Consider the following 26,827-nt stretch of genomic DNA (forward strand, 5'->3'; position numbering starts at 1 on the left):
GCGGGCGGCCCGAAGGGAACACAGCCCGCAAGGCCCCGGCCCCGTGCCGGGGCCTTCGCCGTTGCCCGGGGCGGGGGGCACCGCCGCGGACCCTCCGGGTAGAAAGGTCGGGACGCCGGTATCGGCCGGCCTCGGCAACGGAAGGACCACGGACACCTCCGATGGGCAACGTCATCGAACTGGGGCGCGGGGCCCGCGCCGCCGTGACCGAACGCACCGGCGGCGTGAGCGCGCCGCCCTACGACTCGCTCAACCTCGGCCTCGGCACGGGGGACGAGAGGGAGGCGGTCCTGGCCAACCGGGAGGCCGCCGCACGCAACCTGGGCTTCTCCGCCGAACGGGTGGCGTGGATGAACCAGGTGCACAGCGCGGACGTGCTCGTGGCCGAGGGTCCCGGAGGGGTGGGGACCTGCGACGGTGTCGTCACGACCCGCTCCGACGTGGTGCTGGCCGCCCTGTCCGCCGACTGCCTCCCCGTCCTGGCCGCCGACACCGGGGCGGGTGTCCTGGGCGCCGCCCACTCGGGGCGGCTGGGCACGGCCCAAGGGGTGGCCGTCCGCCTGGTCGAGGCGATGGTCGCGCAGGGGGCGCGGGCCGACCGACTGTCGGTCTTCCTGGGGCCGGCGATCTGCGGGCGGTGCTACGAGGTGCCGCCCGAGGTCCAGGCCGAGACCGCGAGGGAGGCACCCGAGGCGGAGTGCACTACCCGCTGGGGCACCGCCGGGGTGGACATGCGTGCGGCGGTGACCGCCCAACTGCGCCGTGCGGGTGTGGCGGACATCACCGCGGACGGCCGGTGCACGCTGGAGAGCGAGGAGCTCTTCTCCCACAGGCGCGGGGCGCCGACCGGGCGGCTGGCCTCCTTCGTCTGGCGCTCCTGACCCCGGGGCCGGGGACACGGGCCGGTCCCGTGTCCGTTCCGGTTCCGTGGCCCTACCCTGGTACCCGCGGCGACCGGTGCCCCCGCCGTGGCGGGGAGCGGGCCGCTCCGGAAGCATCCCCGGCCGGCCCGGGAACGGAAAGGGAGGACCGTGCCAGACCTCGACCCCGCGCGTGTGGAAGGGGTCCGTGCCAACCTCGACGCGGTGCGGGCCAGGATCGACGCGGCGTGTGCCAAGGCCGACCGCGACCCCGCTGAGGTGTCCCTGATCGCGGTGACCAAGACCTACCCGGCCAGTGACGTGCGAGTCCTGGCTTCGCTCGGGATCACCGAGGTCGGGGAGAACCGCGACCAGGAGGCGGCGCCGAAGGCGGCCGCGACCGCCGATCTGGATCTGACCTGGCACTTCGTCGGGCAGTTGCAGACCAACAAGGCCAGGTCGGTGGCCTCCTACGCCGACGTCGTGCACTCGGTGGACCGGGGCCGGCTCGTGCGGGCACTGGGGGAGCGTGCCGCGGCCGCCGGACGCCGTCTGACCTGTCTGGTCCAGGTCGACCTGGACGCCGGTGCGCGCTCGGGGGTGGTCGGACCCCGTGGCGGGGCCGATCCGGCCGACATATTGGAGCTGGCGGGGCGTGTCGAAGAGCACGAGGCGCTCACCCTTGGTGGTGTGATGGCGGTGGCACCCAGGGGAGGGGACCCCGAGGCGGCCTTCGCCCGGCTCGAAGGGGTCGCCAGGCGCGTGCGCGATCGCTACCCTCGTGCGACGGCGGTCTCCGCGGGTATGAGCGGTGACCTCGAGGAGGCGATCGCACACGGCGCGACACACCTGCGGATCGGTACGGCGTTGCTCGGGGAACGGCCGCCGCTGGTGGGGTAATGTCCCCACATAGACCTTGGGGCCTGTCTGCGGGATTCGCCCGAATGGGCACACCGCACCGCTGAGGCGGGACGGGTGATGATGGAGGAGTTGGCTGCGGTGAAGGCCGCGAGGACGACGGAGGGCATGGGATGGCCGGCGCGATGCGCAAGATGGCGGTCTACCTCGGCCTCGTGGAGGACGACCGTTACGATCACCGCTATGCGGACGAATATGATGAGTTCGACGAATTCGACGACCGGGAGGGGCGCGACCACGAGGTCGACTCCCCGCGAGGCGAGGAAGCACGAGGCGAGGACGTGACGGACACCGGCGACCCCCTGGGCTCGGGTGAGCGGCGCGGCGGCTCGACCATGGTGGCTTCCACCGCCGACCTGGCCCGGATCACGACACTCCATCCGCGTACCTACAACGAGGCGCGTACGATCGGAGAGCACTTCCGGGAGGGCACACCGGTGATCATGAACCTGACCGAGATGGTCGACAGTGACGCCAAGCGTCTGGTCGACTTCGCGGCTGGTCTGATCTTCGGTCTGCATGGCAGTATCGAGAGGGTCACCAACAAGGTGTTCCTGCTGTCCCCGGCCAACGTCGAGGTGACCGCCGAGGACAAGGCGCGGATCGCCGAGCGAGGGTTCTTCAATCAGAGTTAGACCATCACACCTGTCCAGAGATTGGGTCGAGGAACGACCGTGAGTATCGTCCTGACCGTACTCGTCTATGCCTTGCAGCTCTTCATCTTCGTGCTCATCGCGAGGGTGGTCCTGGAGATGGTGCAGTCCTTCTCCAGGACGTGGCGTCCGACCGGGTTCGTGCTCGTGATCGCCGAGATCGTGTACACGATCACCGACCCGCCCCTGAAGCTCCTGCGCCGGTTCATCAAGCCGGTGAGACTGGGGAGCGTCGCGCTCGACCTGAGTGTGATGGTCCTCTTCTTCATCATCTTGATCCTGAGCTCCCTACTCCAGAGCCTCATCTAAGGGTCAGGTGGGGATGAAATGGGACAAAGATATAGTTCGGATTCCCGTATGTGCTCTTGGTCATGATCTGTGATGCCGTAAGGTCACGATCAGGTAGCGTCCCTACGGACAGACTCCAAGCGCGCCAAGGAGACGAAGATGCCGCTGACACCCGCGGATGTGCGGAACAAGCAGTTCAGTACCACCCGGCTCCGGCCCGGGTACGACGAGGAAGAGGTCGACGCCTTTCTCGATGAGGTCGAGTCCGAGCTGGACCGGCTGATCCAGGAGAACGAGGAACTGCGCGGCAAGCTGGCCGAGTGCCTGCGGGGCAAGGTGCCCAACGCCGGCATGCAGGACTTCCAGCAGCAGGACGTCGGTCCCGAGCCCCATGTCGAGCAGCGGCGTCCGGAGCCCGTCCAGGCCCAGCAGCCGGTCGAGCCGCCGCAGCCCCCCGCGCCCGCGCCGATGCAGATGACCGGCGCCAACCTCGCCATGGGCGGCGAGGAGAACATGGACACGGCCGCCCGCGTCCTGGCCCTGGCCCAGCAGACCGCGGACCAGGCCATCTCCGACGCCCGCCGCGAGGCCGACGAGACCCTGGGCCGCGCCCGCCACGAGTCCGAGGACATCCTCGGCAAGGCGCGCCGCCAGGCCGACCAGATCATCGGTGAGGCCCGCGCCCGCTCCGAGAACCTCGACCGCGACGCCCAGGAGCGCCACCGCCAGGTCATGGGCAGTCTCGTGCAGCAGCGCGAGGAGCTGGAGCACAAGGTCAACGTCCTCAAGGACTTCGAGCGCGAGTACCGCAGCCGCCTCAAGGACTACTTCGAGCGCCAGTTGCGCGAGCTCAGCAACGAGGAGTCCCAGCCGGGCGAGCACAACCCGAACACCACCGGCGGCTTCCAGACCATGGGGCCGCAGACCGGTGGCGGACCGGCGATGCACCAGGGCCCGGGCAACCCGTTCGGCCAGCCCGAGCCCGCCCAGCACGGCGGATTCCACCCGGGCGAGGCCCCGCACGAGCGCCGCTGACAGGACGGCCCGTCAGGGGCCGACCACTGAACACTCCGGATCAAAGCGTGCAAAGGCCCTGATCGACCCGTGATCCTCAGCATCCTCGCCGCAGTGGCGGTGCTGGCGGCGATCGCCGCCATCGCGGCCGCTCTGCTGTTCGCCGAACCCGCCCTGGTGTACGTCGCCCTGGCTCTGGGCGCCGTCAGCTCCCTCCTCCTGGTGGGAGCGCTCGTTCAGGCGGGCGTGCGCGGACGGGATCACCGCGGCCCCGGGACGGACGGTTTGGGGAAGGCGTCCGTCCCCGTGACGGCGGCGGCCGGGGCCGAGTACGCACAGCCGGAGTACTCCGGGCGCGCGCCCGCACCGGCCCACCCGCCGGTGCGGGAGGCTACCGTCCCGGAAGCCGCCCAGGCGCCACCCGCCGCTGAGCACCACAGTGCGGGAGAACCGGACTTCGAGGTTCCCCGATGGGAGATCCCCACGGCCGGAGCATGGCGGAGACCGTCGGAGGACGAGGCGGATCCACTCCCCGCCGCCGCTCCCGCCCCCCCGGAAGCTCCCCCCGAAACCGATCCCCCCGCACCCCCCACCCCCCCGCCCCCCTTCTCCTACAGACTTCCCTCCTCCCTCAGCCGGAACGAACCCGGCGACCTCGGGGCCTTCACCGAGAATGTTCCCCCTGTGACGGATGAGCCGGACGGGTCCGATGAGGTGACCGAACCCTCCGCGGAGGCGACCGTGGCCGAAACCGGCCACGGGGAGCGCTCCGAGGACGACGCGGTCCCCGGCGTCGAGGAGGACCACGAACACCCCGGTGCGGCCGAGGCCGAACCGGAGGAGGCCGCCACGGACACCGCGACCGCGGCCGCTCCTCCCAGCGGTACCGGCCCCGAGGACACCGCCGTGGCCGGAACCGGCGGACGATCCGTGGACGAGGCGATCGCCGACGCCCCCGAGGGCAGCGGATACTCCGAGAGGGGGGACACCGGCCCCGCTCCGATGGAGGCCGGAACCGAGACCGACCTCCGGGACGGGGACGACGCCGCCGACCCCGCTGTCGCCTACGCCGCACTCTTCGACACCGACGGCCGCGCCGCCGAGGAGACCGAAGAGGACACGGAGACCACCGTCACCGCTGCCGTGTCGGCGGACACCGACAGCGGTCCTGCGGACACGGGTACCGCTTCCGCGGACGCGGCGGAGACCGTTGCCGCAGCCGCCGGGAGACCGGACGACGGGGAGCCGGCCGAACCCGAGGACGCGGCCGGCCCGCGCTGACCCGCACACGACGGGCGCCGCCCCGGAAGGGGACGGCGCCCGAGAACGTGCTCTAGACCCGGCGGAACCCGAAGGACACACCGAACTCCTCCGAGTCCACCGTGTACGCGTCTCCGCCCGGCTCACCGGCGACGAAGGCGTCGGCCAGCACCTCTCCAGCGATCGCCTCACCGTGCTCGGCCAGCGCCCTCCCCACGGCCTCGTCCGTGGCGGACCACCACACGTGGATCCGGTCCGAGACCTCAAGGCCGCTCCGCTTGCGGGCCTCCTGGATCATCCGCACCATCTCGCGGGCCAGACCGGCACGGCGCAGCTCCGGTGTGAGCTCCAGGTCCAGGGCGACGGTCTCCCCCGACTCCGAGGCCACCGCCCACCCCTCGCGCGGCTGCTCGGTCACCAGAAGCTCGTCGGCGCTGACCTCCACAGGTTCGTCCTCGACGCTCACCTGCGCCCAGCCCGTCCCGCGGATCGCGGCGACCAGCTCCGCCGGGTCCGCCACCTGGATGGCCTTGGCCACGAGCGGGGTGCGCTTGGCGAACCGCTTGCCCAGCGCCCGGAAGTTCGGCTTCACGGCGTAGTCCACCAGGTCGCCGCCCACGGAGGACAGCGCGTCCAGGCGCTCCACGTTCAGCTCGTCGGCGACCTGGTCGCGCAACTGCCGCGGCAGGTCGGCGAACCCGGGCGCGCCGACCAGGGCGCGGGCCAGCGGCTGGCGGGTGCGCATCGCCGAGTCCACACGCGCCGAGCGGCCCAGCTCCACCAGGCGGCGGGTGAGCGCCATCCGCTCCGACAGCTCAGGGTCGATGAGGTCCTCGCGGGCCTGCGGCCACGACGCCAGGTGCACCGAGTCCGGGGCGTCCGGCCGACGCAGCGCCGACCACACGTGGTCGGTCAGGAACGGCACCACAGGGGCCATCAGCAGGGTGACCGTCTCCAGGGCCTCGAACAGCGTCGCGAACGCCGACGCGCCCTCCGGGGTGCTCGCCCCGCCCCAGAACCGGCGGCGGGAGCGGCGCACGTACCAGTTGGACACGTCGTCGACGAACGCGGTGAGGCGGCGCCCGGCAGCGGCCGTGTCGAAGGCGTCCAGCGCGCCGGTGACGTCGCGGACCACCTCGTGCAGCTCCGACAGCAGCCAGCGGTCCAGCAGCGGCCGGTCCTCGGGGGCCGGGGCCTGCGCCAGACGGGAGTGGTCCCAGCCCTCACCCGCGTTCGCGTACAGGGTGAAGAAGGAGGCCGTGCTGTGGTAGGTCAGCAGGACCTTGCGGACGATCTCCTCCAACGCCGTGTGGCCCACCCGCCGAGCCGTCCACGGAGAGCCGCTGACCAGCATGAACCAGCGCAGTGCGTCCGCACCGTGCCGGTCCATCACCTCGGTGGGCTCCATGACGTTGCCCAGGTGCTTGCTCATCTTGCGGCCGTCCTCGGCGAGGATGTGGCCGAGCACGACCACGTTCTCGAAGGCGTTGCGCCCGAACACCAGCGTGTTCACGGCCAGCAGCGAGTAGAACCAGCCGCGGGTCTGGTCGATCGCCTCGGAGATGTACTGAGCGGGGAAGTTGGCCTCGAACGTGTCGGCCTCGCGGTGCGGCGCCCCCCACTGGGCGAACGGCATCGACCCCGAGTCGAACCAGGCGTCGATCACCTCCGGTACCCGGCGCGCCACCCGCTGCTCCTCGGGCAGGGAGGGGTCGGCGTCGGGATCGGGGATGACGATGTCGTCCACGTAGGGGCGGTGCGGGTCCAGCGCCGACAGGTCCTGCCCGCTCAACCGGCCCAGTTCCTCCAGCGACCCGACACAGATCCGGCGGCCGTCGGGGAACTCCCAGATGGGCAGCGGCGTGCCCCAGTAGCGGTTGCGCGAGAGCGCCCAGTCGACGTTGCCGCGCAGCCACTCGCCGAAGCGGCCCTCCTTGACGTGCTCGGGCACCCAGTTCGTGGCGTCGTTCTGCGCGATCAGCTCGTCCTTGACCGCGGTCGTGCGGATGAACCAGGACGGGACCGCGTAGTACAGCAGGGCGGTGTGGCAGCGCCAGCAGTGCGGGTAGGAGTGCTCGTAGTCCTCCCGGTGGAAGAGCAGGCCGCGGTCCCGCAGGTCGCGGACCAGCGTCTTGTCCGCCTCCTTGAAGAACACGCCGCCCACCAGGTCCAGGTCGGCCTCGAAGGCGCCGTCGGGGCGCACCGGGTTCACCACGGGCATGCCGTAGGCGCGGCAGACCGCCATGTCGTCGCCACCGAAGGCGGGGGCCTGGTGCACCAGGCCGGTGCCGTCCTCCACGGTGACGTAGTCGGCCAGGACCACGAAGTGCGCGGGCTCGTCGAAGGGCACCAGATCGAACGGGCGCCGGTAGCCCCAGCGCTCCATCTCGTCGCCCTCGAAGCGCTCGCCGGTCAGCTCCCAGCCCTCGCCCAGGACCTTCTCGAACAGGGGCTCGGCGACCACCAGGCGCTCGGTGCCGTCGGTGGCCACCACGTACTCCACGTCCGGATGCACGGCGATCGCGGTGTTGGACACCAGGGTCCACGGGGTGGTGGTCCACGCCAGCAGCGACGTCGGGTGCTCCGGGGAGGCCAGCGGCCCCGAGGTCACCGGGAAGCGCACGTACACCGACGGGTCGGTCACCGTCTCGTAGCCCTGGGCGAGCTCGTGGTCGGACAGGGTCGTGCCGCAGCGCGGGCAGTAGGGGCTGATCCGGTAGTCGCGGACCAGCAGGCCCTTGTCCCAGATCTGCTTGAGGGCCCACCACACCGATTCCACGTACTGCGGGTCCATGGTGCGGTAGGCCTCGCCGGTGTTCACCCAGTAGCCCATGCGCTCGGTCATGGCGGTGAAGGCGTCGACGTTGCGCAGCACCGACTCGCGGCAGCGGTCGTTGAACTCGGCGATACCGAAGGACTCGATGTCCTTCTTGCCGCTCAGGCCCAGCTCCTTCTCCACGGCGACCTCGACGGGCAGGCCGTGGCAGTCCCATCCCGCCTTGCGGTCCACGTGGTAGCCGCGCATGGTCCGAAAGCGCGGGAAGACGTCCTTGAACGCGCGGGCCTCGACGTGGTGCACGCCCGGCTGGCCGTTCGCGGTCGGCGGCCCCTCGTAGAAGACCCAGTTGGGGCCGCCGCGGGTCTGGTCGAGCGAGCGCTGGAAGACGTTCTCCTTCGACCAGCGGCCGAGGACCTCGTGCTCCACGGCGGGCAGGTCGATCTGCGCGGGCAGTTGGGGCAGCCCACGGGGTGTGGGCCGGGGGTCGTTGGCCACCGTCGTACCTTTCCATCAGGGATGTGCCTGACGGAGGGACGAGGCCGGGGCCCCGCGGTACCACCCTCCTTGGAACCGCGTCCGGCCGCTGGGCGGCCGACGGCGGGTCCCGCTTCGTTGCGCTGGTGCCGGTTCTACTGGGGTGCGCGCACCCGTTCCTCCGGCGGCTCCGGGGTGATCTTCGCGCTGGTCGTGCCCCCGGGCTCCCACCGTCCCCGGGTCGCTCGGCCGGACCTTAGGCTGTGTCCGTCCGGTCGGGGCCAGCGCTACTCGTCCCCATCGACGCCTTGTCGAGTGCCAGGATAACGCAGAGCGGCGGGCGCACCGCGCCCTCACGCCGCCGTGGGAAGGGATGTCGTCATGTCGGAGAGCGCGCGCGGCGCGGTCCTGGTGACCCTGCACGACCGTGAGGACGCCGACGAGCTGGCCGAGCAGCTCCTCGAACAGGGGTATGAGCCCTGCCTCGTGCACAGGGACATGCTCGCGGGTGAGGACGACGCCGAGGACGTCGACTGGGTGATCGAGGTGCGCACCGGCCCGCACGGCGGCCCCGCCGTGTTCGACGAACCGCACTTGGCCGCCCTCGCCCAGGACTACGGCGGGTTCGCCGCGGTCGGGGCGTGAGGCTGTGTTCATGGCTCCTCGCAGGCTCGGAGCGTGCTCGCGGCGTGGAGAACCGGCCTCTTCGTCGTCGCTACCGCCCCTGCTCGTTCCTCGCAGCGGCGGAGACTCCTCCTGCAGAGACCGGTACGCCGCTCGCGCTGCTTCCGCTGGTGGTCTGTCGGCCAGACGGGTGGGGCTCGTTCCTCGCAGCGGGGGATGACTCCTCCTGCAGACACCGGCGGCGCCCTCGCGCTGTGGCCGTGGTCGTTCCGGAGCCGGACGCCTGGGAAGGCGGATTCGGGAAGGCGTGGGCGGTTCCCGTCGTTCGCACAGGTGTGGGCTGACACGGCCGGGATCGTTGCCTTGGGCCCGCGTATTGCCTACGCTTCCGGCACCGCTTGTGCCACCGCCCACGGGGGAGCCCCGCGTCGATCGCGGGGCTTCGGGCGGTGGCGAGCCCGTCGGGGAGGGGAAGTACGATGAAGGCCACCGAGGTCGCCGGGTTGCCGGTTCTCCCGGGGGAGGACCCCTGGACGTCGGAGGAGATCGCCGAGGTCCGCGATCGCCTCAAGGAGGAGATCGCCGCGCTGCGCGCGGAGATCCGCGAGAGCGAGAGCGAGCTCGCCGCGCGCCTGGAGGACCCGGTCGACGGGGCGGGCGACGACCCCGCCGACACCGGGGCCAAGGCCTTCCAGCGCGAGCACGATCTGGCGTTGGCCTACAATACTCGTGACCTGCTCGCCAAGAGCGAGCGGGCGATCGAACGGATGGACGCGGGAACCTACGGGGTCTGTGAGTCATGCGGCCGGGCGATCGGGAAGGCACGTCTCCAGGCCTTCCCCCGGGCCACCCTGTGCGTCACCTGCAAACAACGCGAGGAGCGTCGCTGACTGAGGTAGAGCCCTCCGGGGACAGCACAACGAACACGGCGGCGGCCCCGCGGCGGCCCCGCAGGTACCCGCTCCTGCTGTTGGTGGCGCTCGGCGCGATCGCGGTCGACTTCGCCACCAAGGAGTGGGTCCTGCGCGCCTTCGAGGAGGGCGAGCGCGTCGACGTGGTCGGCAGCCTCCTCCAGTTCACCCTGGTGTTCAACCCCGGGGCAGCCTTCTCCATGGGCACCGACTTCACGTGGGTGTTCAGTTGCATCGCCATCGCCGTCGTGCTGGGCATCGCCTACATCGGGTGGCGGGTGCGCAGCGTGTGGTGGGGGGTGACGCTCGGCCTCATGATGGGCGGCGCCGCCGGGAACCTGATCGACCGCCTGTTCCGCCCCCCGGGGCCCTTCCACGGCGAGGTCGTCGACTTCATCAGCGTCCCGTACTACCCGGTGTTCAACATCGCCGACTCCTGCGTGGTGGTCGGTGCCTGCCTGGTGGTCCTGCTCACCTTCAGGGGTCTGAACCTGGACGGCACCAGGGGCGAGAAGCCCTCCGAGGAGGACCAGGCGTGAGCGACACCCGCAGCCTGCCCGTGCCCGACGGCCTGGAGGGCGACCGGCTCGACGCCGCCATCGCCCGCCTGTTCGGGCTCTCGCGCACCCGTGCCGCCGAGCTCATCGTCGGCGGCGACGTCCTGGTGGACGGCGCCTCGGCGGGCAAGTCCGACCGCGTCCAGGCCGGCACCTGGCTGGAGGTGACGCTCCCGCCGCCGCCCACCGCCCCCGTCCCGCGCCCCGAACCCGTTCCGGGCCTGCGCGTGGTCCACGAGGACGCCGACATCGTCGTCGTGGACAAGCCGGTCGGGGTGGTCGCCCACCCCACCGTCGGCTGGACCGGCCCCAGCGTCCTGGAGGGGCTGCTCTCCTCCGGCGTGCAGCTCACCACCAGCGGCGCGGCCGAGCGCCAGGGGATCGTGCACCGGCTGGACGCCAACACCACCGGCCTCATGGTCCTGGCCAAGAGCGAGATCGCCTACAGCGTGCTCAAGCGGGCGTTCAAGGAGCGCACCGTCGACAAGCGCTACCACACGCTGGTGCAGGGGCACCCGGACCCGCTGCGGGGCACCGTCGACGCCCCCATCGACCGCCACCCCGCCGGGGACGGCCGCTGGGCCGTGGTGGCTGGCGGACGCCCCTCGGTCACCCACTACGACACCCAGGAGGCGTTCCGGGCGGCCAGCCTGCTGGAGATCAAGCTGGAGACCGGGCGCACCCACCAGATCCGCGTGCACATGGCCGCGCTGCGCCACCCGTGCGTGGGCGACACGCTCTACGGCGCCGACCCCACGCTCGCCGAGCGCCTGGGGGTGCGCCGCCAGTGGCTGCACGCGGTCCGGCTCGGGTTCGAGCACCCCACCGAGCGCCGCCCGGTGGAGTTCTCCAGCACCTACCCCGACGACCTCGCCGCTGCGGTGGACAAGCTCCGGGAGGAGTGAGGCGGGCGGTGCTCAGCCGCCCCCCAACAGCTCCGTGAGCGTGGCTCCCGGGCTGATCACCTCCGGGTCGGTGCGCACGTCCACCAGCGTGGGACGGTCCGCCGCCACCGCCGCGGCCAGCGCCCGCACCAGCTCCGGTCGCGTGCGGACGGTCGCCCCCAGTGCTCCCAGGGACCGGGCGTACCCGGCCAGGTCCAGCGGCCCGCTGATCCGGGTCCCCGCGATCCGGCCCAGTTCCCGGGCCTGGTGCATGGCGATCGTGCCGTACAGCCCGTTCTGGAACACCACCACCGTGACCGCCGCGCCCTCGCGCACCGCCGTCTCCAACTCCTGGCCCGTCATGAGCGCCCCGCCGTCACCGGCCACCGCCACCACGGTCCGCCCGGGGGCGGCGATCTTGGCGGCCACCGCCGCCGGCACCGCGTAGCCCATCGCCCCGCTCGTGGGGGCGAGCTGGGTCCGGGGGTGGCGGAACCACCAGCCACGGTGCAGGAACGCCGCGAAGTTACCCGCGTCGTTGGTGACCAGCGCGTCCTCGGGCAGCGCCTCGCGCATCGCCGAGACCACCGACCACGGGTGCATCCCCGGCCCGGTGTGCTCCTCGGCCTCCGGCGGGGGCACGGTGCTCTCCACCCACCTGCGGCGGGCCGCGCCCCAGTCCCGCTCCGGAGCCCGCCCACCGGCCCCGGCGAGCTCGGCCAGCGCCGTGGCCGCGTCGGCGACCGCCGCCAGCCACAGGCCGCGCCCCGCACCGAGCCGGTCGGCGTCGATGTCGATCTGGGCCACCTCGGCCCCCTCCGGCGGCAGCCGGTACCCCTGGGTGGTGGTCTCACCCAGCCGGCAGCCCACGACCAGGACCGCGTCCGCGCCGCCCAGCGCCTCCAGCACCGGCCCCGGCGCGCCCAGCCCCAGGTGCCCCAGGTAGAGCGGGTGGTCGTTGGGGAACACGTCCTGGCGCCGCCAGGAGGCGTACACCCCGGCCCGGAACCGCTCAGCCACCCGCACGAGCTCGCCGCGGGCACCGCGCGCGCCGCCACCGGCCACGATCACGGGCCGCTCGGCGCCCGACAGCCAGGCGGCCAGCCGGTCGCGCATCGCTCCGCCCAGGGGCGGCCGGGGCACCTCCGGCGGGGCGGGCACGGCACGCCGCCGCACACGCTGCCCGAACAGGTCGCCGGGGACGGCGATCGCCACCGGACCCGGGCGGCCCGTGGTGGCCACCCGGACCGCCTCCGCGGTCACCTCCGCCAACCGGTCGGCCCGGTGCACCGTGGTGGCCCACTTGGTGATCGGCGTGTAGAACGCCGTGAGGTCCACCTCCTGGAACGCCTCCCGGCCCAGCCGGTCGCTTTCGGCCTGCCCCAGGAAGACGACCATCGGCGTGGAGTCCTGCCGGGCCGTGTGCACGCCCACCGCCAGGTTGGCCGCGCCCGGGCCCCGGGTAGCGGCGGCCACCGCCGGGACCCCGGTCAGCTTGGCCTCGGCCTCGGCCATGAAGGCGGCGCCGTTCTCGTGCCGGGTGGAGACCAGCGACAGCGCCGGGTGCCGGTCCACGGCGTCGGCGAGTTCGAGGAAGCTCTCCCCGGGCACGGTGTAGCACCGTCTGATCCCCGCCGCGGCCAGGACCTCCGCCACGGCCTGGGCCGCGGTCTCGGCGGGCGGGCGCTGGACGGCCGTGGCCATGGACGGTGCCCCCTGTCCTCGTTCACTCGGTGCGGTCGACTCTGACAGGGGGCGAGGGGCCGGTCAAGGCCGCCGCCCCGGCCTGTGGACGAACGTCCGCGCCGGTCACAGGCCCAGGGCGCGCAGCCCCGCCGTGGCGGCCGCGGCCACGACGATCACCGCGAGGAAGGGCGCCCGCAGGACCAGGGCGAACACGGCCGCCCCGAGACCGCCCATCCGGGCCGTGTCCCAGTCCAGCGCCTGTCTCTCGCCTTGGAGGGCCTGCACCGCGATCAGCGCCGCCAGGAGCGCCACGGGCACGGCCGTGGCGAACCGCTGGAGCGCCGGATCGTCGAGCAGGCGGCGCGGTGCGGCCATCCCCGCGAACTTGAGCAGGTAGCAGCCCACGGCGGTGGCCACCAGGGCGATCCACAGGCTCACGCGCGCACCTCCTCGGCTGACTCGGACGGCCTGCCGGAGCGGGGCCGCACGAGGACCACCAGGGCGGCCGAGGCGGCCAGCAGCACCGGTACCCCGGGCGGCAGCAGCGGCGTGGCGGCCAGGGCCAGCCCGGCCCCCAGCAGCGCGATCAGCCGCACCCGGCCGCCACCCTCGCGCAGCCGCGGCCACAGCAGAGCGAGGAAGACCGCCGGGCCGACCGCGTCCAGCCCGAAGGCGTCGACGTCGCCCACCCGGTCGGTGGCCAGCGCCCCCACCAGGCTCGTCAGCACCCAGCTCACGCACAGCACCGCGAACGTGGCCGTGAACGCCCTGCGCGCCGAGGCCCGGTCCGTCCTGGGCAGGGTGACGGCGGCGGTCTCGTCGATCACGCCGTGGGCGGCCAGGGCGCGCCGCCCGCCCCGCCAGCCCAGGGTGTCGGCCAGCCGCAGCCCGTAGAGGGTGTTGCGGGCGCCCAGCAGCAGGGCCCCCGCGACCCCGGCGGCCAGGCTGCCGCCGCTCGCGACCACGCCGACCAGGGCGAACTGCGAGGCGCCGGTGAAGGCGAACGCGCTCAGGAACACGGTTTGGGCGGGTGAGAGCCCGGCGGTCACCGCTGCGGTGCCGAAGGCCAGGCCGGACAGGCCCACGCCGAGCCCGATGCCGACGCCGTCGCGCATCTCCGGCGAACGGAGGAAGGAGGAGGTTGTCACGTCATCCGACGCTAGGCGGCGGTGGCCGGACGGGTCTTGAACGTTCTTGCGCCCGGTGCGGGTCAGACCGCCAGCATGTCCCTGCGGTAGGCGCCGGGCGGCACCCCCAGCCTGCGCTTGAAGTGCCGAGTCAGGTGGGACTGGTCGGCGAAGCCCGTCTCGGCGGCCGCCTCCGACACCCGCCGTCCCGACCGCAGCAGCACCCGGGCGCGGTCCACCCGCACCTGGGTGAGGTAGGCGTGCGGCGGCAGGCCGTACGTGGCGCGGAACGCCCGGTTCAGGGCGAAGGGGCCCATCCCCACCCGGGCGGCCAGCTCCTCCAGGGTGGGCGGGTCGACCAGGCGGGCGGCGAGGATCTCCCGCGCGCGTTCGACCTCGCTCCGGGCGGTGTGGCGGCCGGGGACGGTGGCGCGTTCCCGGCCGTGGGAGCGCAGCAGCAGTGCCAGCCCCTCCCGGGCGTGGGAGGACGCGGCCAGGACCTGGCCGTGCTCGGCGGCCAGGTGCGCCCGGCCCAGGGCACGGGCCGCCTCGGGGGAGTCGATCCCCGATTCCGTGAAGGAGGGGGTGCCGCGCATCCCCAGCTCGCGGGCCACACCGGTGACCGTCTCGGGGGTGGGGTAGAAGACCCGGTAGCTCCACCCCTCGGGCGCCCCGGCGTGGCCGGTGTGCACCTCCTCGGGGCCGACCACGGCCAGCCCGCCCCGGCCCACCCGGGCACGGCCGTGCGCGTGCGTGAACTCCTCGATCCCGTCGGTGATGAGGCCGATGGTGTACGTGGGATGCGTGTGGCGGACGAACGCGGTGGTGACGAACCGTGCGGTGAGCAGGTCGGTCTCCGGCAGACCGGAGAAGCGCCAGTAGCGCGCGTGCTCCACGCGCGGGTCCTCGACCGGAGGGTGTACGGAGGCGGGGCTGGACATGGCCCCAGGTTAAGGCTGGTCGCGGACAGCCCTTAGCCTTCCGCTATGAGTTCGACCGACCTGTTGATCCGCCCCGCACGGGACGAGCGCGACCGCGCCGCCGTGTTCGCCATCCGCGGCGCCGTGTTCGTCGCCGAGCAGCGGGTGCCGATCGCCGAGGAGTGGGACGACCGCGACGCCGGTGCCGACCACCTGCTGGCCCTCGTCGGCGGGGTCCCCGCCGGGACGGCTCGGCTGCTGGACCGGGGCGAGGGCGCGGGACTGCTCGGGCGCATGGCGGTCCTGCCCGAGCGACGCGGCGGCGGGATCGGCGCCGCGCTGGTGCGGGCGGTGGAGGAGCGGGCGCGTGAGCACGGCCTCACCTCGGTGGAACTGCACGCGCAGACCCACGCGCTGGGCTTCTACGAGCGGCTGGGGTACACCGCCCACGGTGGGGAGTTCCTGGACGCGGGCATCCCGCACCGGCACATGGTGCGCGCTCTGGGCTGATCTGTCGGCCCCGGTGGGAGAGGTCACGCAGGGGCGGAAGAGGGCATTCGTCCTACTTCCGAGTAAGATTCGGTTCCGTAGATGAGCCCCCAGCCACCGTGCCCACGCCGATCCCGACGAGGAACACATGACGGTCAACACCCCGCAGGCCGCCCAGCCTCCCGCGCCCCGGGACTACTACGGCCTCCCCGTCGTCGAAGCGGACGCCCTTCCCGACGAACTGCGCTCGCTCGTCGCCCGCGCCCACGACCTCATCGAGGCCGTCGCCAACACCACGGCCGACCGGGAGACCCTCGCCGAGGCCACCGCCGCCGTCCAGAGCCTCACCGACACGCTCAACGCAGCCCGCCGCGAGCCCGCCACCATGGTCTTCCGAGGCCACCATGACGGTGTCAGCGAGTACGGCACCATCACCAACATCGTCTCCGGGGACACCAACCCCGCCGCCCCGCCCCTGGTGCTGGAGCGCACCGAGGAGGGCGTGCGCGGCGAGGTCACGCTCGACAACCTCTACCAGGGCCCTCCCGGATGCGTCCACGGTGGATGGATCGCCGCCCTGCTCGACCAGGCCATCGGCAGCGCCTCCGCCTTCGCGACCAGCGTCGGCATGACCGCCCGCCTGGAAGTCGACTACCGCAGGCCCACCCCGCTGTTCATGCCGTTGGAGATCACCGCCGGTGTGGAGCGCGTCGAGGGGCGCAAGGTCTACGTCAGGGGCGAGATCCGTGCCCACGGCAAGGTCACCGCCGAGGCCAGGGCGCTCATGATCCAGGTCACCCTCCCCAAGGACGACTCCTGACCCGTGTTCGCGGGGCACACGGTGGTGGGAGGGGTCACGATCCACCGCTCTGCGCCGAGGCGGTCGGGGAACAGGGGGTGATCCGTCCGCTTCCGGCCCGTTGGGAACCGCCGGGTGTGGGACGCCGTCCCACACCCGGCGGTTCGGAAACCCCCACCCCGGGCCGCGGAGGGAGACCCCGTGCCCCGGTCGAGGGAACAGACGCCCCGCGTCCCGTACATGTCGCTGCCGCCCTCGATGCGCAGGCGGCGCCTGGAGGAGCACCACCGAAGGCGGGTATCGGAGGAGACTCGGTGGGCGCTGCTCTCGGTGCTCCTCCTCGTCACGGGACTGTCGGCCGCGGTGTTCGCCGGGGCCTGGGCGCTGGAGAACCGCGCACTCGACACCCGGTTCGAGACCACCACCGCACAGGCCGTCTGGTTCGTCGGCGAGAACCAGTACTTCTGGTACGAACGGGACGGGGTGTGGCGCGTGGATCCGGCTCTCAGCGACACCTCCTATCCCCACGGGACCGCCGTCACCGTCGAGGTGGTGCCCGGATCCGACCCCCTGGTCGCGATCGACGGGGTCCGGCACCCGTCCGGGGAGGCCGCCGTTGTGGCGGTCTCCTGCCTCGTTCTCGGTACCGCCGTGTACCTCCTGCACTCGAAGGCGTCCACGGGCCGGTTCCGGCTCTTCCGGCGGCGTGGGCTGGTCCAGCTCGGGCGCGGCCTGCTCATGCCCATTCGAGGCGCCATGTTCTCCTTTTTCGGGATCGTCGTGATCCCCGTCCTGGTGCCCCTCGCCGCGCTGACGGATCCGGAACCCGTCGACGATCCCAGGCTCACTAGTGCGACCGTCGTGGACGTCTGGCACTGTGAGGCGCATCGGTGCGAGGGCTTGGACGGCGAGGTCTCCCACGCGGTGCGGGGTACCGAGTACGTGCGGGACGTCCACGACGTCGTCGCCGACGTGGGCGAGGAGGTCGAGGTCCTCTACGGTCACGACGACCCGGGCGACGTCGTGACCGTGAAGGACGCTGACACAGGCGACAGGTTCGCCCCGCTGATCATCACGGGGGTGATCCTGGCCGGGTTCGCCCTCTTCGGGCCGCTCGCGCAGCCCTTCCGGGCGCTGCGGTGCCGCAGGAGGGGCTGACTCTCTGCTCAGGGCTGGGCCGCGTCCACCCACACCAATCGGCACCCCGGACCGGGGAACCATAGATGGAACCACGTACCATTCCTGGTGGCCCGGATCACGCCCATGCGCCGGGCGAGGTCGGCGTGGGACCAGCCGCGTGCGGTCCGTACCCGGCAGACGACGGTGGACAGGGCCGCACACCATTCGGCGCGTGGCCGGACCAGTCCTCGGACAGGTTCCACTCGCTGTGCTCCATCACTTCTCCTTCCGAGGGCGATCGAACCAGTCGGAGTTCGTAGACACGCTCCCCCAGGGGTTTCACCTGGGGTTCGGTGAGCCTGCGGCCCATCAGAGCGAGCATTTCGGCGAGCCGTAGCACGACTACGTACTCATCTTCGCGGATCGCATCCAGTTTCGCCGCCACCTCTGGTTCGAGTTCGAGGGTGATCAGCCGGGTCTGTCCGGGGGCGGGTCCGAACGGCACGAGGTGTCGGTGCCGCCTGTTCGGGGTGGCCACGCCGGTCCTTACCTGAGTCGATGACATGGAGTCATGTCGTGTATACGCCATTTCCATGCTGTGTGGGTGGCGCTTTCACCGAATTCCCGGGCAGGTGCCCCGGCGTCTTGCGGGTCTGGGACCCGGTTGCCCACAGGGGGCGGCGAGAGTCGTGGCACAGGCGTAGGCTCAGGAGTCATCACCCGTCCACCGACCCTCCTGGGGGCACCCGAGCCATGGCTGACTCCTTCACCCATCTGCACGTCCACACCGAGTACTCGATGCTGGACGGCGCCGCGAAACTCAAGCCCCTGTACAAGGAGGCCGCGCGGTTGGGCATGCCGGCGGTCGCGATGACCGACCACGGCAACATGTTCGGGGCCTACGAGTTCTTCCAGCAGTCGAAGGGCACCGGGGTCAAGCCCATCATCGGTATCGAGGCCTACGTCGCCCCGGAGTCGCGCTTCCACAAGAAGCGGGTCTTCTGGGGGCGGGCCAGCGGCTCCGACGACGTCGCCGGTGAGGGTGGCAAGGACGTCTCCGGCGGTGGCCGGTTCCTGCACATGACGATGCTCGCGGAGAACGAGACCGGGCTGCGCAACCTCTTCCGGATGTCCTCCCTGGCTTCCATGGAGGGCTACTACATGAAGCCCCGCATGGACCTGGACCTCATGTCCGAGTACAGCGAGGGCGTCATCGTCTCCACCGGCTGCCCCTCCGGCGGCGTGCAGACCCGCCTGCGGCTGGGCCAGGAGAAGGAGGCGATCGACTACGCCGCCAGGCTCCAGGACATCTTCGGCCGGGAGAACGTCTTCCTGGAGCTGATGGACCACGGAGTGCCCATCGAGAAGGAGGTCCGCGACGGCCTGCTCAAGGTCGGCCGCGAGCTGAGCATCCCGCCGCTGGTCACCAACGATTCCCACTACGTCTACGAGAGCCAGTCCTCGGCGCACGACGCGCTCCTGGCCGTGGGCGTGGGCAAGAACCTGGACGACCCCACCCGCTTCCGGTTCAACGGATCGGGCTACTACCTCAAGACCCCCGACGAGATGCGCGGCCTGCTCAACTTCGACGAGTGGGCGCAGGGGTGCAAGAACACCCTGCTCATCGCCGAGCGCATCGCGCCGGACGCCTACGACAACGTCTTCGCTCACCGCGATCTCATGCCCGCCTTCCCCATCCCGGATGGGGAGACCGAGTCCTCGTGGCTGGCCAAGGAGGTGGAGAGGGGGCTCGCCGACCGCTACCCCGGCGGTGCCACCGAGGACGCGCGCCGCCGTGTCGAGTACGAGCTCGGCATCATCAACGAGATGGGTTTCCCCGCCTACTTCCTCGTCGTGGCCGACATCTGCCAGCACGCCCGCAAGTCCGGGATCGCGCTGGGGCCGGGCCGCGGTTCGGCGGCGGGGTCGATGGTCGCCTACGTCCTGGGCATCACCGACCTGGACCCCCTGGAGCACGGTCTGCTGTTCGAGCGCTTCCTCAACCCCGAACGCGTCTCCATGCCCGACATCGACCTGGACTTCGACGAGCGTCGGCGCGCCGAGATGATCGACTACGTCACCGACCTGTACGGCGAGGAGCGCGTCGCGCAGATCCTCACCTTCGGCACCATCAAGGCCAAGGCCGCGGTCAAGGACTCCACCCGGATCCTCGGTATGCCCTACTCCACCGGGGACCAGATCACCAAGGCGTTCCCCGCGCCGGTCGGCGGCAACGAGATTCCTTTGGACGCGGTGTTCAACACCGAGCACGAGCGCTACGCCGAGGCGAGCGAGCTGCGGGGCCTGATCGACAACGACCCGCAGGTCGCCAAGGTCATGGAGACCGCTCGGGGTATCGAGGGTCTGACCCGGGGCACCGGCGTGCACGCGGCGGGCGTCATCCTCTCCCGTGATCCCCTGCTGGACGTCATCCCGGTGCACAAGCGCGACACCGACGGTGCCATCATCACGGGCTTCCCCTATCCGCAGTGCGAGGACATGGGCCTGCTCAAGATGGACTTCCTGGGGCTGCGCAACCTCACCATCATCGACGACGCGGTGAACAGCATCAGGGAGTCCGAAGGGGTCGACCTGAACATGTCGGACGTCCCCCTGGACGACAAGAAGGCCTACGACCTTCTGTCCCGCGGGGACACGCTCGGCGTGTTCCAGTTGGACGGTGGTGCCATGCGCAACCTGCTGCGGCGGATGGAGCCGAAGACCTTCGCCGACATCACGGCGGTCATCTCCCTCTACCGGCCCGGACCCATGGCGGCCAACGCCCACAACGACTACGCCGACCGCTCGAACGGGCGCCAGGAGATCACCCCGATCCATCCCGATCTCAAGGACGCCCTGGACCCCATCCTGGGGGAGACGTACCACCTGATCGTCTACCAGGAGCAGATCATGGCCATCGCCCAGCAGTTGGCCGGGTACAGCCTGGGCGGCGCCGACCTGATGCGCCGGGCGATGGGCAAGAAGAAGAAGGAGGCCCTGGAGAAGGAAGAGGCCAAGTTCTTCCCCGGCGCCGCCGAGCGCGGGTTCTCCAAGGAGGCCACCCAGGCGCTGTGGGACGTCATGCTCCCCTTCGCCGGGTACGCCTTCAACAAGTCGCACGCCGCCGGATACGCCCTCGTCGCGTACTGGACCGCCTACCTCAAGGCCAACTACCCGGCCGCGTACATGGCCGCGCTTCTCACCTCGGTCAGCGACGACAAGGACAAGATGGCGGTCTACCTGGCCGAGTGCCGGGCGCAGGGCATCAAGGTGCTCCCGCCGGACGTCAACGACTCCGGTCTGCGCTTCACCCCGGTGGGCAAGGACATCCGCTTCGGCATGGGCGCGGTCCGCAACGTCGGCGCCAACGTCGTCAACTCCGTCATCAAGACCCGGGGCGAGAAGGGCCGCTACACCTCCTTCACCGACTTCCTGTCCAAGATCGAGCTGGCCGCCTGCAACAAGCGGGTGATCGAGTCGCTGGTCAAGGCGGGGGCCTTCGACTCCCTGGGCCAGCCGCGCCGGGAGCTGTACCGCCACCACGAGACCGCGGTCGACGGGATGATCAGCTCCAAGAAGCAGGAGGCACACGGCCAGTTCGACCTGTTCGGCGGCGGTGACGACAACGGCGACTCCACCCCGATCGGGCTGAACATCCAGTGGGGCGACGAGGAGTGGGACCGCAAGACCAAGCTGGCGTTCGAGCGGGAGATGCTGGGGCTGTACGTGTCCAGCCATCCGCTGGCCGGGGCCGAGCGGATCCTGGCGCGTTCGCGGGACACCTCCATCGCGCAGGTGGTCGCCGGTGAGCTGGCCCGGGAGCGCGGCGAGGTGCGTGTCTCCGGGCTGATCTCCAAGGTGGACAAGCGGGTCAACAAGGCCGGTAACCAGTGGGCGATCGCCACGGTGGAGGACCTGGACGCGAGCATGGAGGTGCTGTTCTTCCCCAAGACGTACCCGCTGTACGTGGAGGCGCTGCTGGAGGACACGGCGGTCACCGTCAAGGGGCGGCTGAACGAGCGCGACGGCACGTGGTCGATGTTCGCCTCGGACATGTCGATCCTGGACATCTCCCACGTGACCGACGGCGAGCCCCCGGTGCTGCTGACCGTGGACGAGAAGCGGCTCACGTCCGATCTGGTGGGGGACCTGCGGCAGGTCCTGGACAGCCACAAGGGGGAGACACCGGTACGGATCCGCGTGGACAACCCCGTGCGGTCCAGGGTCTACGCAGTGGACCGGTACTCGGTGCGGATGTCGCCGGAGTTCAACGCGGAGATGAAGAGCCTGCTGGGCGCCTACGCGGTCGACTACTGACGGCCGCTCCGGCCTGGCGAGGGCCCCGAACACCACACCTCGTGGCGTTCGGGGCCTTCTCTGTGTCCTGGATCTCTTGCATCGATAGATTTAACGATATATCTTTGAGCTATCTAAAGTAAGAACGACTGTCGTGGATAAGAAGCGACAGCCTGTTCGCACCATGACCACACAAGGAGAGACACCATGAGCTCCATGGCACTGCCGGGCCCCTGGGCCTGGGACGGACGCGGCGGCCGAGGACGAGGGTTCCGCCGCCCCCGCACCGAAGACACCCCGCGCGGCGGCCGGGGCCGTCCCAGGCGCGGCGACCGTATGCGGGTGGAGGAGGGGCCGCGCGGGCGTCGGCGCGGCGGCCCCGGCTCCCGGCCCCCCGTACCACCGGGAGCGCCCTGGGGGGAGGGCGGATTCGGCGGCCCCTTCGCCGGGTTCGGCCCGCCCGGCGGCCGCCGAGGAGGGCACCGGGGCGGCCCCCGGGCCCGCCGGGGCGACGTGCGCACCGGCATCCTCATGCTCCTCGCCGAGGAACCCCGCAGCGGCTACGAGATCATCCGCGAGGGCCGTGAGCGCAGCGGTGGCCTGTGGCGGCCCAGCCCCGGATCGGTCTATCCGATGCTCCAGCAGTTGGAGGACGAGGGGCTGGTCGCCCAGGCCGAGGGGCAGGGGCGCCGACGCCCCTACCGGCTCACCGAGGAGGGCGTCGCCCACCTGGACGAGCGCGGCGCCGACCTCACCCCGCCCTGGGAGGCGGGTGAGGACGCCTACGCCGGCACCCGTTCTCGCTACGAGGAGCTCGGTGCTCTCGCCCACCAGCTCAGCGCCGCCGCCGCCCAGGTCGCCCACGCCGGCAGCGACACGCAGGTGGAGCGGGCCAAGCGGCTTCTCAACGAGACCAGGAAGGGGCTGTACCGGGTCCTCGCCGAGGACGACGAGGGTGCCGAAGACAGCAGGTCCGACGACTCCTAGCCCATCAGACCGGGTTCTTGAGCCGACCCTTGTACCAGCGCGGAGGCCAGCGGGTTCCGGGCGGCCGGTCGGGGCTCGCGGCGGCAGCACCGTCCGGGCGGGTATCCTCCGTTGCGGTCCGCGACACGACGCCGGGCCGACGAAGGAGGAGCATGGCCGAGCACCCCCGAACGGACGCGGCGCGTCGCGCGTTGGCCGTGGGCGTCTGTGTCCTCGCGGCCCTGGCCCTGCTCGGCGTGCTCCTCGGACCGCTCTGGTGGCTGGCCGCCCCCGAACGGGCGGTGGGTACCGCCCTCGGCGAGGGCCGGGTCTTCACCGGTGTCACCGAGGACGTCTTCTCCGCCGAGGCCTACTACGCCCTGATGACCGGGGCCGCCGGCCTGTTGACGGGCCACACCGCCTACATGGCGCAGTTCTCCCTCGCGCGCGGACGCGCCCAGGACCTGCGCCTGGTGGTCCTGCTCGCGGGCTTCGCGGGTTCGGTCGCCGCTGCCCTGCTCACCTGGCGGGTCGGGGTGGCGCTCGACGCGCCCCTGCACGAGGCGCTGGCCGCCGCACAGGCCGGGGACGCGGTCACGGTCGGGCTCCGGTTGGAGGCGACCGCCTTCCTCGTCGCCTGGCCGTTCCTGTTCGTCCTCCAGTACGCGATGCTGGAGCTGATCAGCCTCATGCGCCGGGACCTGCCCGGGGTGACCGAGCGGATCCCGGCGCAGATCCCGTCCGCGGTGTCCCTGCACGCCGCGGACGGGGGCACCGTGCCCGGGACCGCCCCGGGCGGTGGAACCTAGACCGACTCCTCGTACATCTCCTCGATCAGGTCCTCGTACTTCTTCTCGACAGCCCGCCGCCGCATCTTCAGGCTGGGCGTGATCTCGCCCTCCTCCACGGACAGGCCGCGCGGCAGGATCCGGAACTTCTTCACGGTCTCGTGGCGGGGCAGGTCGGCGTTGAGCCTGTCGATGGCCTCCTGCACCATCGCCTTGACCTTCGCCTCCTTGGTCAGCGCCGTGTAGTCGAGGGAGTCCAGGCCGTGGGTCCGCGCCCATCCGGTGATGGTCTCCGGGTCCAGGGCCACCAGTGCCACACAGTAGGGACGACGGTCGCCGTGCACCACCAGGTTGCTGGCGTAGGGACACAGGGACACGAAGCGCGACTCGATGCCCTGCGGTGCCACGTACTTGCCGCCGGAGGTCTTGATCAGCTCCTTCTTGCGGTCGGTGATGCGCAGGTTCCCGTTCTCCAGGACACCGATGTCCCCGGTGGCGAACCAGCCGTCCTCGCCGAGCACGTCCTCGGTGGCGCCGGAGAGGTTATGGTAGCCGCGCATCACGTTGCCGCCGCGGAGCAGGATCTCGCCGTCCTCGGCGATCCTCACCTCGACCCCGGGCATCGGCTTGCCGACCGTGCCGAACCGTACCTCGCCGGGGCGGTTGACGAACGTGCCGGCGCTGGTCTCGGTGAGGCCGTACCCCTCCAGGATGGTGAGCCCGGCGCCGTAGAAGAAGCGCCCGAGCTCCGGGGTCAGCGGCGCGCTCCCGGAGACCATGAACTTCAGCCGACCGCCGAACAGCTCCCGGAGCTTGCTGAACACCAGCCGGTCGGCGACCGCCTGCTGGAGTGCCAGCAGGCCGCTGGGCTCGCGTCCCTCCTCCTTGACACGGGCCACGCGGTCGGCCACGCCCGCCGCCCACCGGAAGATCCGGTACTTGGCCGCACCGCCCTGCTTGGCCTGCGTGACGACACCGTTGTAGACCTTCTCGAAGATGCGCGGGACGGCGGACATGAACGTGGGCCGGATGATGGCGAGGTTGCCGACGATCCGGTCGACCCTCCCGTCCACGGCGGTCTCGTAGCCGACCCGGATCTGGCCGACCAGCATGTACTTGCCGAAGACGTGGGAGAGCGGCAGCCACAGGTACTGCACGTCGTCGACGTCCATCATCTCGTAGCCGCTCTCCTGCACCTCCTCGCTCAGACGCCCCACAGACTCGGCCTCGAACAGCCAGTTGGCGTGGTCCAGGCGCACGCCCTTGGGCTTGCCGGTACTGCCGGAGGTGTAGATGAGCGTGGCGAGGTGGTCGGGCTCGATCGAGGAGACCAGCTCCTCGAACAGTTCGGGCCGCTCCCCGGCGATCCCGGCGCCCCGGGCCTCCAGCTCGGCGAGGGTCATGACCCAGTCGCCGTCCCCCTCGCCGTCGAAGACCACGACCTTGGACACACCCGGGATCTTCGAGCGCTGCTCGGTGAGTTTGGCGACCTGTGTGTCGTTCTCGGCGAAGACGACCATGCTGCCCGAGTCGTCGGTGATGAAGGCCGCGTCGGCGGCGGTCGACTGAGGGTAGATGGTGGTGGACGCGCCACCGGCGCACAGGACGCCCAGGTCCGCCAGGATCCACTCGACACGTGTGCTGGACGCGATGGCGCACCGGGCCTGAGGGGTCACCCCCAGGTCGTGCAGGCCGAGCGCGATGTCGCGGACCCGGTCGCGCGTCTGTGCCCAGGTCAGGGTCGCCCATTCCTCCGGGGCGCCGTCGGCCCCCGGCACCGGATACCGGAAGGCCGCCCTGTCGCCGGACTCGTGGACGCGGGAGAGGAACATGGCGGGGACGGAGGAAACGGAGGCCGGAGTGTTGGACATGTCACAAAGTTAGCGTCACGTGAACACCCCGGCAATGGTAAAAACGGGAATAATTCGGACCCGTTGTCCATGTCCGAAACCGGTCAGCGCGCCCCGATGGGCGCGGTCACCGCATCGGTGAGCCGGACCAGGTCCCCGGGGCCGATCCGCATCTGCACACCGCGACGACCCGCCGAGACGTAGACCTCGTCCCACTCCGCGGCGGAGGTGTCGACCACCGTTCGCAGCCTCTTGCGCTGCCCCAGGGGGCTGATACCGCCTCGCACGTACCCCGTGACCTTCTCCGCCCGCGCCGGATCGGCCATCACGGCCCTCTTACCGCCGACCGCGGCGGCCAGCGCCTTCAGGTCGAGGGAGGTACTCACCGGGACCACTCCCACGGTGAGCGTGCCGTCCACCTCGGCCACCAGCGTCTTGAAGACCTGTCCATGCGGCACCCCGAGCGCGTCGGCGGCGTCGGTCCCGTAGGAGTGGCCGTCGGATCCGCCGGCCTCGTAGGGGTGCAGGGTGTAGGCGGCCTTGGCCCGGCCCGCGGCGACGGTCGCGGGTGTGCCCTTTCCACTCATGGGTCAACGCTCCTTCAACAGCGCATCAGGGGGAGGGGTACCGCTGGTCAACACGGTTCCCCCGACCGACCACCCTACGGTCAGTTGAAGGAGACCCCGTTGTTGAGGAAGGGGCCTGCGGGCAGGTTCGGGAGTTCGGGGGCGTCGACGATCCGGTTCTCCCGGCGCAGGAACCCGGCGGTCAGCGCCAGGCGTGCCGCCGCGTCCTCCGCCTCCAGCAGCCGCTGCTTCTCCGTCTGGTCCAGCACCACCAGCGACGCCACGTCGTAGGACAGCGCGATCGGGTCCTTGGGCAGCTCCGCCGACGTACCGACGGACATACCGATCGACGAGAGCCGCTGGCAGTAGACCTCGTACAGGTCCCGGACCCGCTCCGCCTGCTCCTCGGCCCCCGGGCCCATCGGCTCGGGTAGGAACGACACCGACGCGGTCGCGTAGTCCTCCGACGAGGACGCGTCGACCTCGGACAGGTCGGTCACGGTGAACCGCGCACCGCCCTCCACGACCAGGTCGTAGCGGCCGTCCCCGTAGGTGCGCACATCACGCACCAGCGCCGTACAGCCCGTCCCGCTCACCCGGGGCAGCAGGACACCGTCCTTTGCGGTACTCGGAGCACCGGTGTCCGCGCCGGCCGCGCCCTGGCCCGACTCGCTGGCCACCTCGTGTCCGAGTTCGATCCACACCACACCGAACCGGCGCAGTCCCCCGCGACGCTCCCCGCCGTCCGGGGCGGGCTCCAGGAGTTCGGAGACCAAGCGGCGGTACCGCCGCTCGAAGACGTGCAGGGGAACGCTCATGCCGGGGAACAGCACGGTGTTGAGCGGGAAGAGCGGTAGTGCGGCGGGCATGGTCCCAGTATGCCCGCCCGTCACCCACCACCGCCCTCAACGGTCGGCCGTGGGCCGCAGCTCTGCCGGGCCCGTCACCCACCACCGCCCTCAACGGTCGGCCGTGGGCCGCAGCTCTGCCGGGCCCGTC

25 protein-coding genes are annotated in these 26,827 nt (G+C 71.4%); 16 read left to right on the top strand and 9 right to left on the bottom strand.

Features of this window, described 5'->3' with window-relative positions; translation table 11 throughout:
• The first annotated feature begins 161 nt into the window (after positions 1-161).
• From pgeF to ACFHWE_RS14280, 6 genes are all read left to right on the top strand, one after another.
• Entirely contained in the window at positions 162-881 is a 720-nt protein-coding gene (gene pgeF, locus ACFHWE_RS14255) for a peptidoglycan editing factor PgeF (RefSeq protein ID WP_416601928.1), read from the top strand.
• Positions 882-1,031: 150 nt separating this feature from the next.
• Positions 1,032-1,760, top strand: a complete 729-nt coding sequence (locus tag ACFHWE_RS14260; RefSeq protein ID WP_416601930.1) for a YggS family pyridoxal phosphate-dependent enzyme — start codon at positions 1,032-1,034, stop codon at positions 1,758-1,760.
• A 131-nt stretch (positions 1,761-1,891) separates the two neighbouring features.
• Complete coding sequence (locus ACFHWE_RS14265; protein ID WP_028647763.1) at positions 1,892-2,413, top strand: cell division protein SepF; 522 nt, start codon at positions 1,892-1,894, stop codon at positions 2,411-2,413.
• Positions 2,414-2,452: 39 nt separating this feature from the next.
• Positions 2,453-2,740, top strand: a complete 288-nt coding sequence (locus tag ACFHWE_RS14270; protein WP_416601933.1) for a YggT family protein — start codon at positions 2,453-2,455, stop codon at positions 2,738-2,740.
• A gap of 138 nt (positions 2,741-2,878) precedes the next feature.
• Positions 2,879-3,754, top strand: a complete 876-nt coding sequence (locus ACFHWE_RS14275; RefSeq protein WP_416601935.1) for a DivIVA domain-containing protein — start codon at positions 2,879-2,881, stop codon at positions 3,752-3,754.
• A 69-nt stretch (positions 3,755-3,823) separates the two neighbouring features.
• Positions 3,824-5,014 (top strand): hypothetical protein, encoded by a 1,191-nt coding sequence (locus ACFHWE_RS14280; protein WP_416601936.1) that lies wholly within the window; start codon positions 3,824-3,826, stop codon positions 5,012-5,014.
• A 52-nt stretch (positions 5,015-5,066) separates the two neighbouring features.
• On the opposite strand, the gene ileS is transcribed toward ACFHWE_RS14280, so the two are convergent.
• On the bottom strand, positions 5,067-8,267 hold the full coding sequence (gene ileS / locus ACFHWE_RS14285; RefSeq protein ID WP_416601938.1) for an isoleucine--tRNA ligase: 3,201 nt from the start codon (positions 8,265-8,267) through the stop codon (positions 5,067-5,069).
• A gap of 360 nt (positions 8,268-8,627) precedes the next feature.
• Between ileS and ACFHWE_RS14290 the strand changes: the two genes are divergently transcribed.
• The 4 genes from ACFHWE_RS14290 (at position 8,628) to ACFHWE_RS14305 (ending at position 11,243) form a co-directional block, all read left to right on the top strand.
• Positions 8,628-8,891: a hypothetical protein gene (locus tag ACFHWE_RS14290; protein ID WP_416601940.1), complete on the top strand. Its 264-nt coding sequence runs from the start codon at positions 8,628-8,630 to the stop codon at positions 8,889-8,891.
• A 458-nt stretch (positions 8,892-9,349) separates the two neighbouring features.
• Entirely contained in the window at positions 9,350-9,760 is a 411-nt protein-coding gene (locus ACFHWE_RS14295; protein WP_416601942.1) for a TraR/DksA family transcriptional regulator, read from the top strand.
• Positions 9,757-10,320: a signal peptidase II gene (gene lspA / locus ACFHWE_RS14300; RefSeq protein ID WP_416601981.1), complete on the top strand. Its 564-nt coding sequence runs from the start codon at positions 9,757-9,759 to the stop codon at positions 10,318-10,320. Before ACFHWE_RS14295 ends, lspA begins: the two co-directional genes overlap by 4 nt.
• Positions 10,317-11,243 (top strand): RluA family pseudouridine synthase, encoded by a 927-nt coding sequence (locus tag ACFHWE_RS14305; RefSeq protein WP_416601944.1) that lies wholly within the window; start codon positions 10,317-10,319, stop codon positions 11,241-11,243. The genes lspA and ACFHWE_RS14305 overlap by 4 nt, the downstream gene beginning before the upstream one ends.
• 12 nt (positions 11,244-11,255) lie before the next feature.
• On the opposite strand, the gene ACFHWE_RS14310 is transcribed toward ACFHWE_RS14305, so the two are convergent.
• The 4 genes from ACFHWE_RS14310 to ACFHWE_RS14325 form a co-directional block, all read right to left on the bottom strand.
• Positions 11,256-12,926 carry a thiamine pyrophosphate-dependent enzyme gene (locus tag ACFHWE_RS14310; RefSeq protein WP_416601946.1) on the bottom strand — a complete coding sequence of 557 codons (1,671 nt, stop codon included), beginning with the start codon at positions 12,924-12,926 and terminating at the stop codon, positions 11,256-11,258.
• Positions 12,927-13,031: 105 nt separating this feature from the next.
• A complete protein-coding gene (locus tag ACFHWE_RS14315) occupies positions 13,032-13,346 on the bottom strand; it encodes an AzlD domain-containing protein (RefSeq protein WP_416601948.1) in 315 nt (104 codons plus the stop codon).
• Positions 13,343-14,023, bottom strand: a complete 681-nt coding sequence (locus ACFHWE_RS14320) for an AzlC family ABC transporter permease (protein ID WP_416601983.1) — start codon at positions 14,021-14,023, stop codon at positions 13,343-13,345. Before ACFHWE_RS14320 ends, ACFHWE_RS14315 begins: the two co-directional genes overlap by 4 nt.
• Positions 14,024-14,118: 95 nt before the next feature.
• Positions 14,119-14,976 carry a helix-turn-helix domain-containing protein gene (locus tag ACFHWE_RS14325; RefSeq protein WP_416601949.1) on the bottom strand — a complete coding sequence of 286 codons (858 nt, stop codon included), beginning with the start codon at positions 14,974-14,976 and terminating at the stop codon, positions 14,119-14,121.
• A gap of 45 nt (positions 14,977-15,021) precedes the next feature.
• Between ACFHWE_RS14325 and ACFHWE_RS14330 the strand changes: the two genes are divergently transcribed.
• The 3 genes from ACFHWE_RS14330 to ACFHWE_RS14340 all read left to right on the top strand — a co-directional run bounded on the left by ACFHWE_RS14330 (position 15,022) and on the right by ACFHWE_RS14340 (position 17,401).
• On the top strand, positions 15,022-15,465 hold the full coding sequence (locus tag ACFHWE_RS14330) for a GNAT family N-acetyltransferase (RefSeq protein ID WP_416601951.1): 444 nt from the start codon (positions 15,022-15,024) through the stop codon (positions 15,463-15,465).
• A gap of 127 nt (positions 15,466-15,592) precedes the next feature.
• Positions 15,593-16,264 (top strand): PaaI family thioesterase, encoded by a 672-nt coding sequence (locus ACFHWE_RS14335; protein WP_416601953.1) that lies wholly within the window; start codon positions 15,593-15,595, stop codon positions 16,262-16,264.
• 180 nt (positions 16,265-16,444) lie between these two features.
• Entirely contained in the window at positions 16,445-17,401 is a 957-nt protein-coding gene (locus ACFHWE_RS14340; RefSeq protein WP_416601954.1) for a hypothetical protein, read from the top strand.
• Between the two features lie 97 nt (positions 17,402-17,498).
• On the opposite strand, the gene ACFHWE_RS14345 is transcribed toward ACFHWE_RS14340, so the two are convergent.
• A complete protein-coding gene (locus ACFHWE_RS14345; RefSeq protein ID WP_416601956.1) occupies positions 17,499-17,900 on the bottom strand; it encodes a hypothetical protein in 402 nt (133 codons plus the stop codon).
• Positions 17,901-18,115: 215 nt separating this feature from the next.
• Here ACFHWE_RS14345 and dnaE point away from each other — a divergent pair, with 215 nt between their 5' ends.
• The 3 genes from dnaE (at position 18,116) to ACFHWE_RS14360 (ending at position 23,433) form a co-directional block, all read left to right on the top strand.
• Positions 18,116-21,679, top strand: a complete 3,564-nt coding sequence (gene dnaE, locus ACFHWE_RS14350) for a DNA polymerase III subunit alpha (protein WP_416601958.1) — start codon at positions 18,116-18,118, stop codon at positions 21,677-21,679.
• Positions 21,680-21,865: 186 nt separating this feature from the next.
• Positions 21,866-22,645: a PadR family transcriptional regulator gene (locus tag ACFHWE_RS14355; protein WP_416601960.1), complete on the top strand. Its 780-nt coding sequence runs from the start codon at positions 21,866-21,868 to the stop codon at positions 22,643-22,645.
• 152 nt (positions 22,646-22,797) lie between these two features.
• Positions 22,798-23,433 carry a hypothetical protein gene (locus ACFHWE_RS14360; protein ID WP_416601962.1) on the top strand — a complete coding sequence of 212 codons (636 nt, stop codon included), beginning with the start codon at positions 22,798-22,800 and terminating at the stop codon, positions 23,431-23,433.
• On the opposite strand, the gene ACFHWE_RS14365 is transcribed toward ACFHWE_RS14360, so the two are convergent.
• The 3 genes from ACFHWE_RS14365 to ACFHWE_RS14375 all read right to left on the bottom strand — a co-directional run bounded on the left by ACFHWE_RS14365 (position 23,430) and on the right by ACFHWE_RS14375 (position 26,697).
• Complete coding sequence (locus ACFHWE_RS14365; RefSeq protein WP_416601964.1) at positions 23,430-25,283, bottom strand: AMP-dependent synthetase/ligase; 1,854 nt, start codon at positions 25,281-25,283, stop codon at positions 23,430-23,432. The two genes, ACFHWE_RS14360 and ACFHWE_RS14365, sit on opposite strands and share 4 nt — an antisense overlap.
• Before the next feature lie 83 nt (positions 25,284-25,366).
• A complete protein-coding gene (ybaK, locus tag ACFHWE_RS14370; protein WP_416601966.1) occupies positions 25,367-25,849 on the bottom strand; it encodes a Cys-tRNA(Pro) deacylase in 483 nt (160 codons plus the stop codon).
• An 80-nt stretch (positions 25,850-25,929) separates the two neighbouring features.
• Entirely contained in the window at positions 25,930-26,697 is a 768-nt protein-coding gene (locus tag ACFHWE_RS14375) for an LON peptidase substrate-binding domain-containing protein (RefSeq protein WP_416601968.1), read from the bottom strand.
• Positions 26,698-26,827 lie beyond the last annotated feature (130 nt).

Source organism: Nocardiopsis sp. LOL_012 (assembly GCF_048060475.1).
Lineage (GTDB): Bacteria > Actinomycetota > Actinomycetes > Streptosporangiales > Streptosporangiaceae > Nocardiopsis.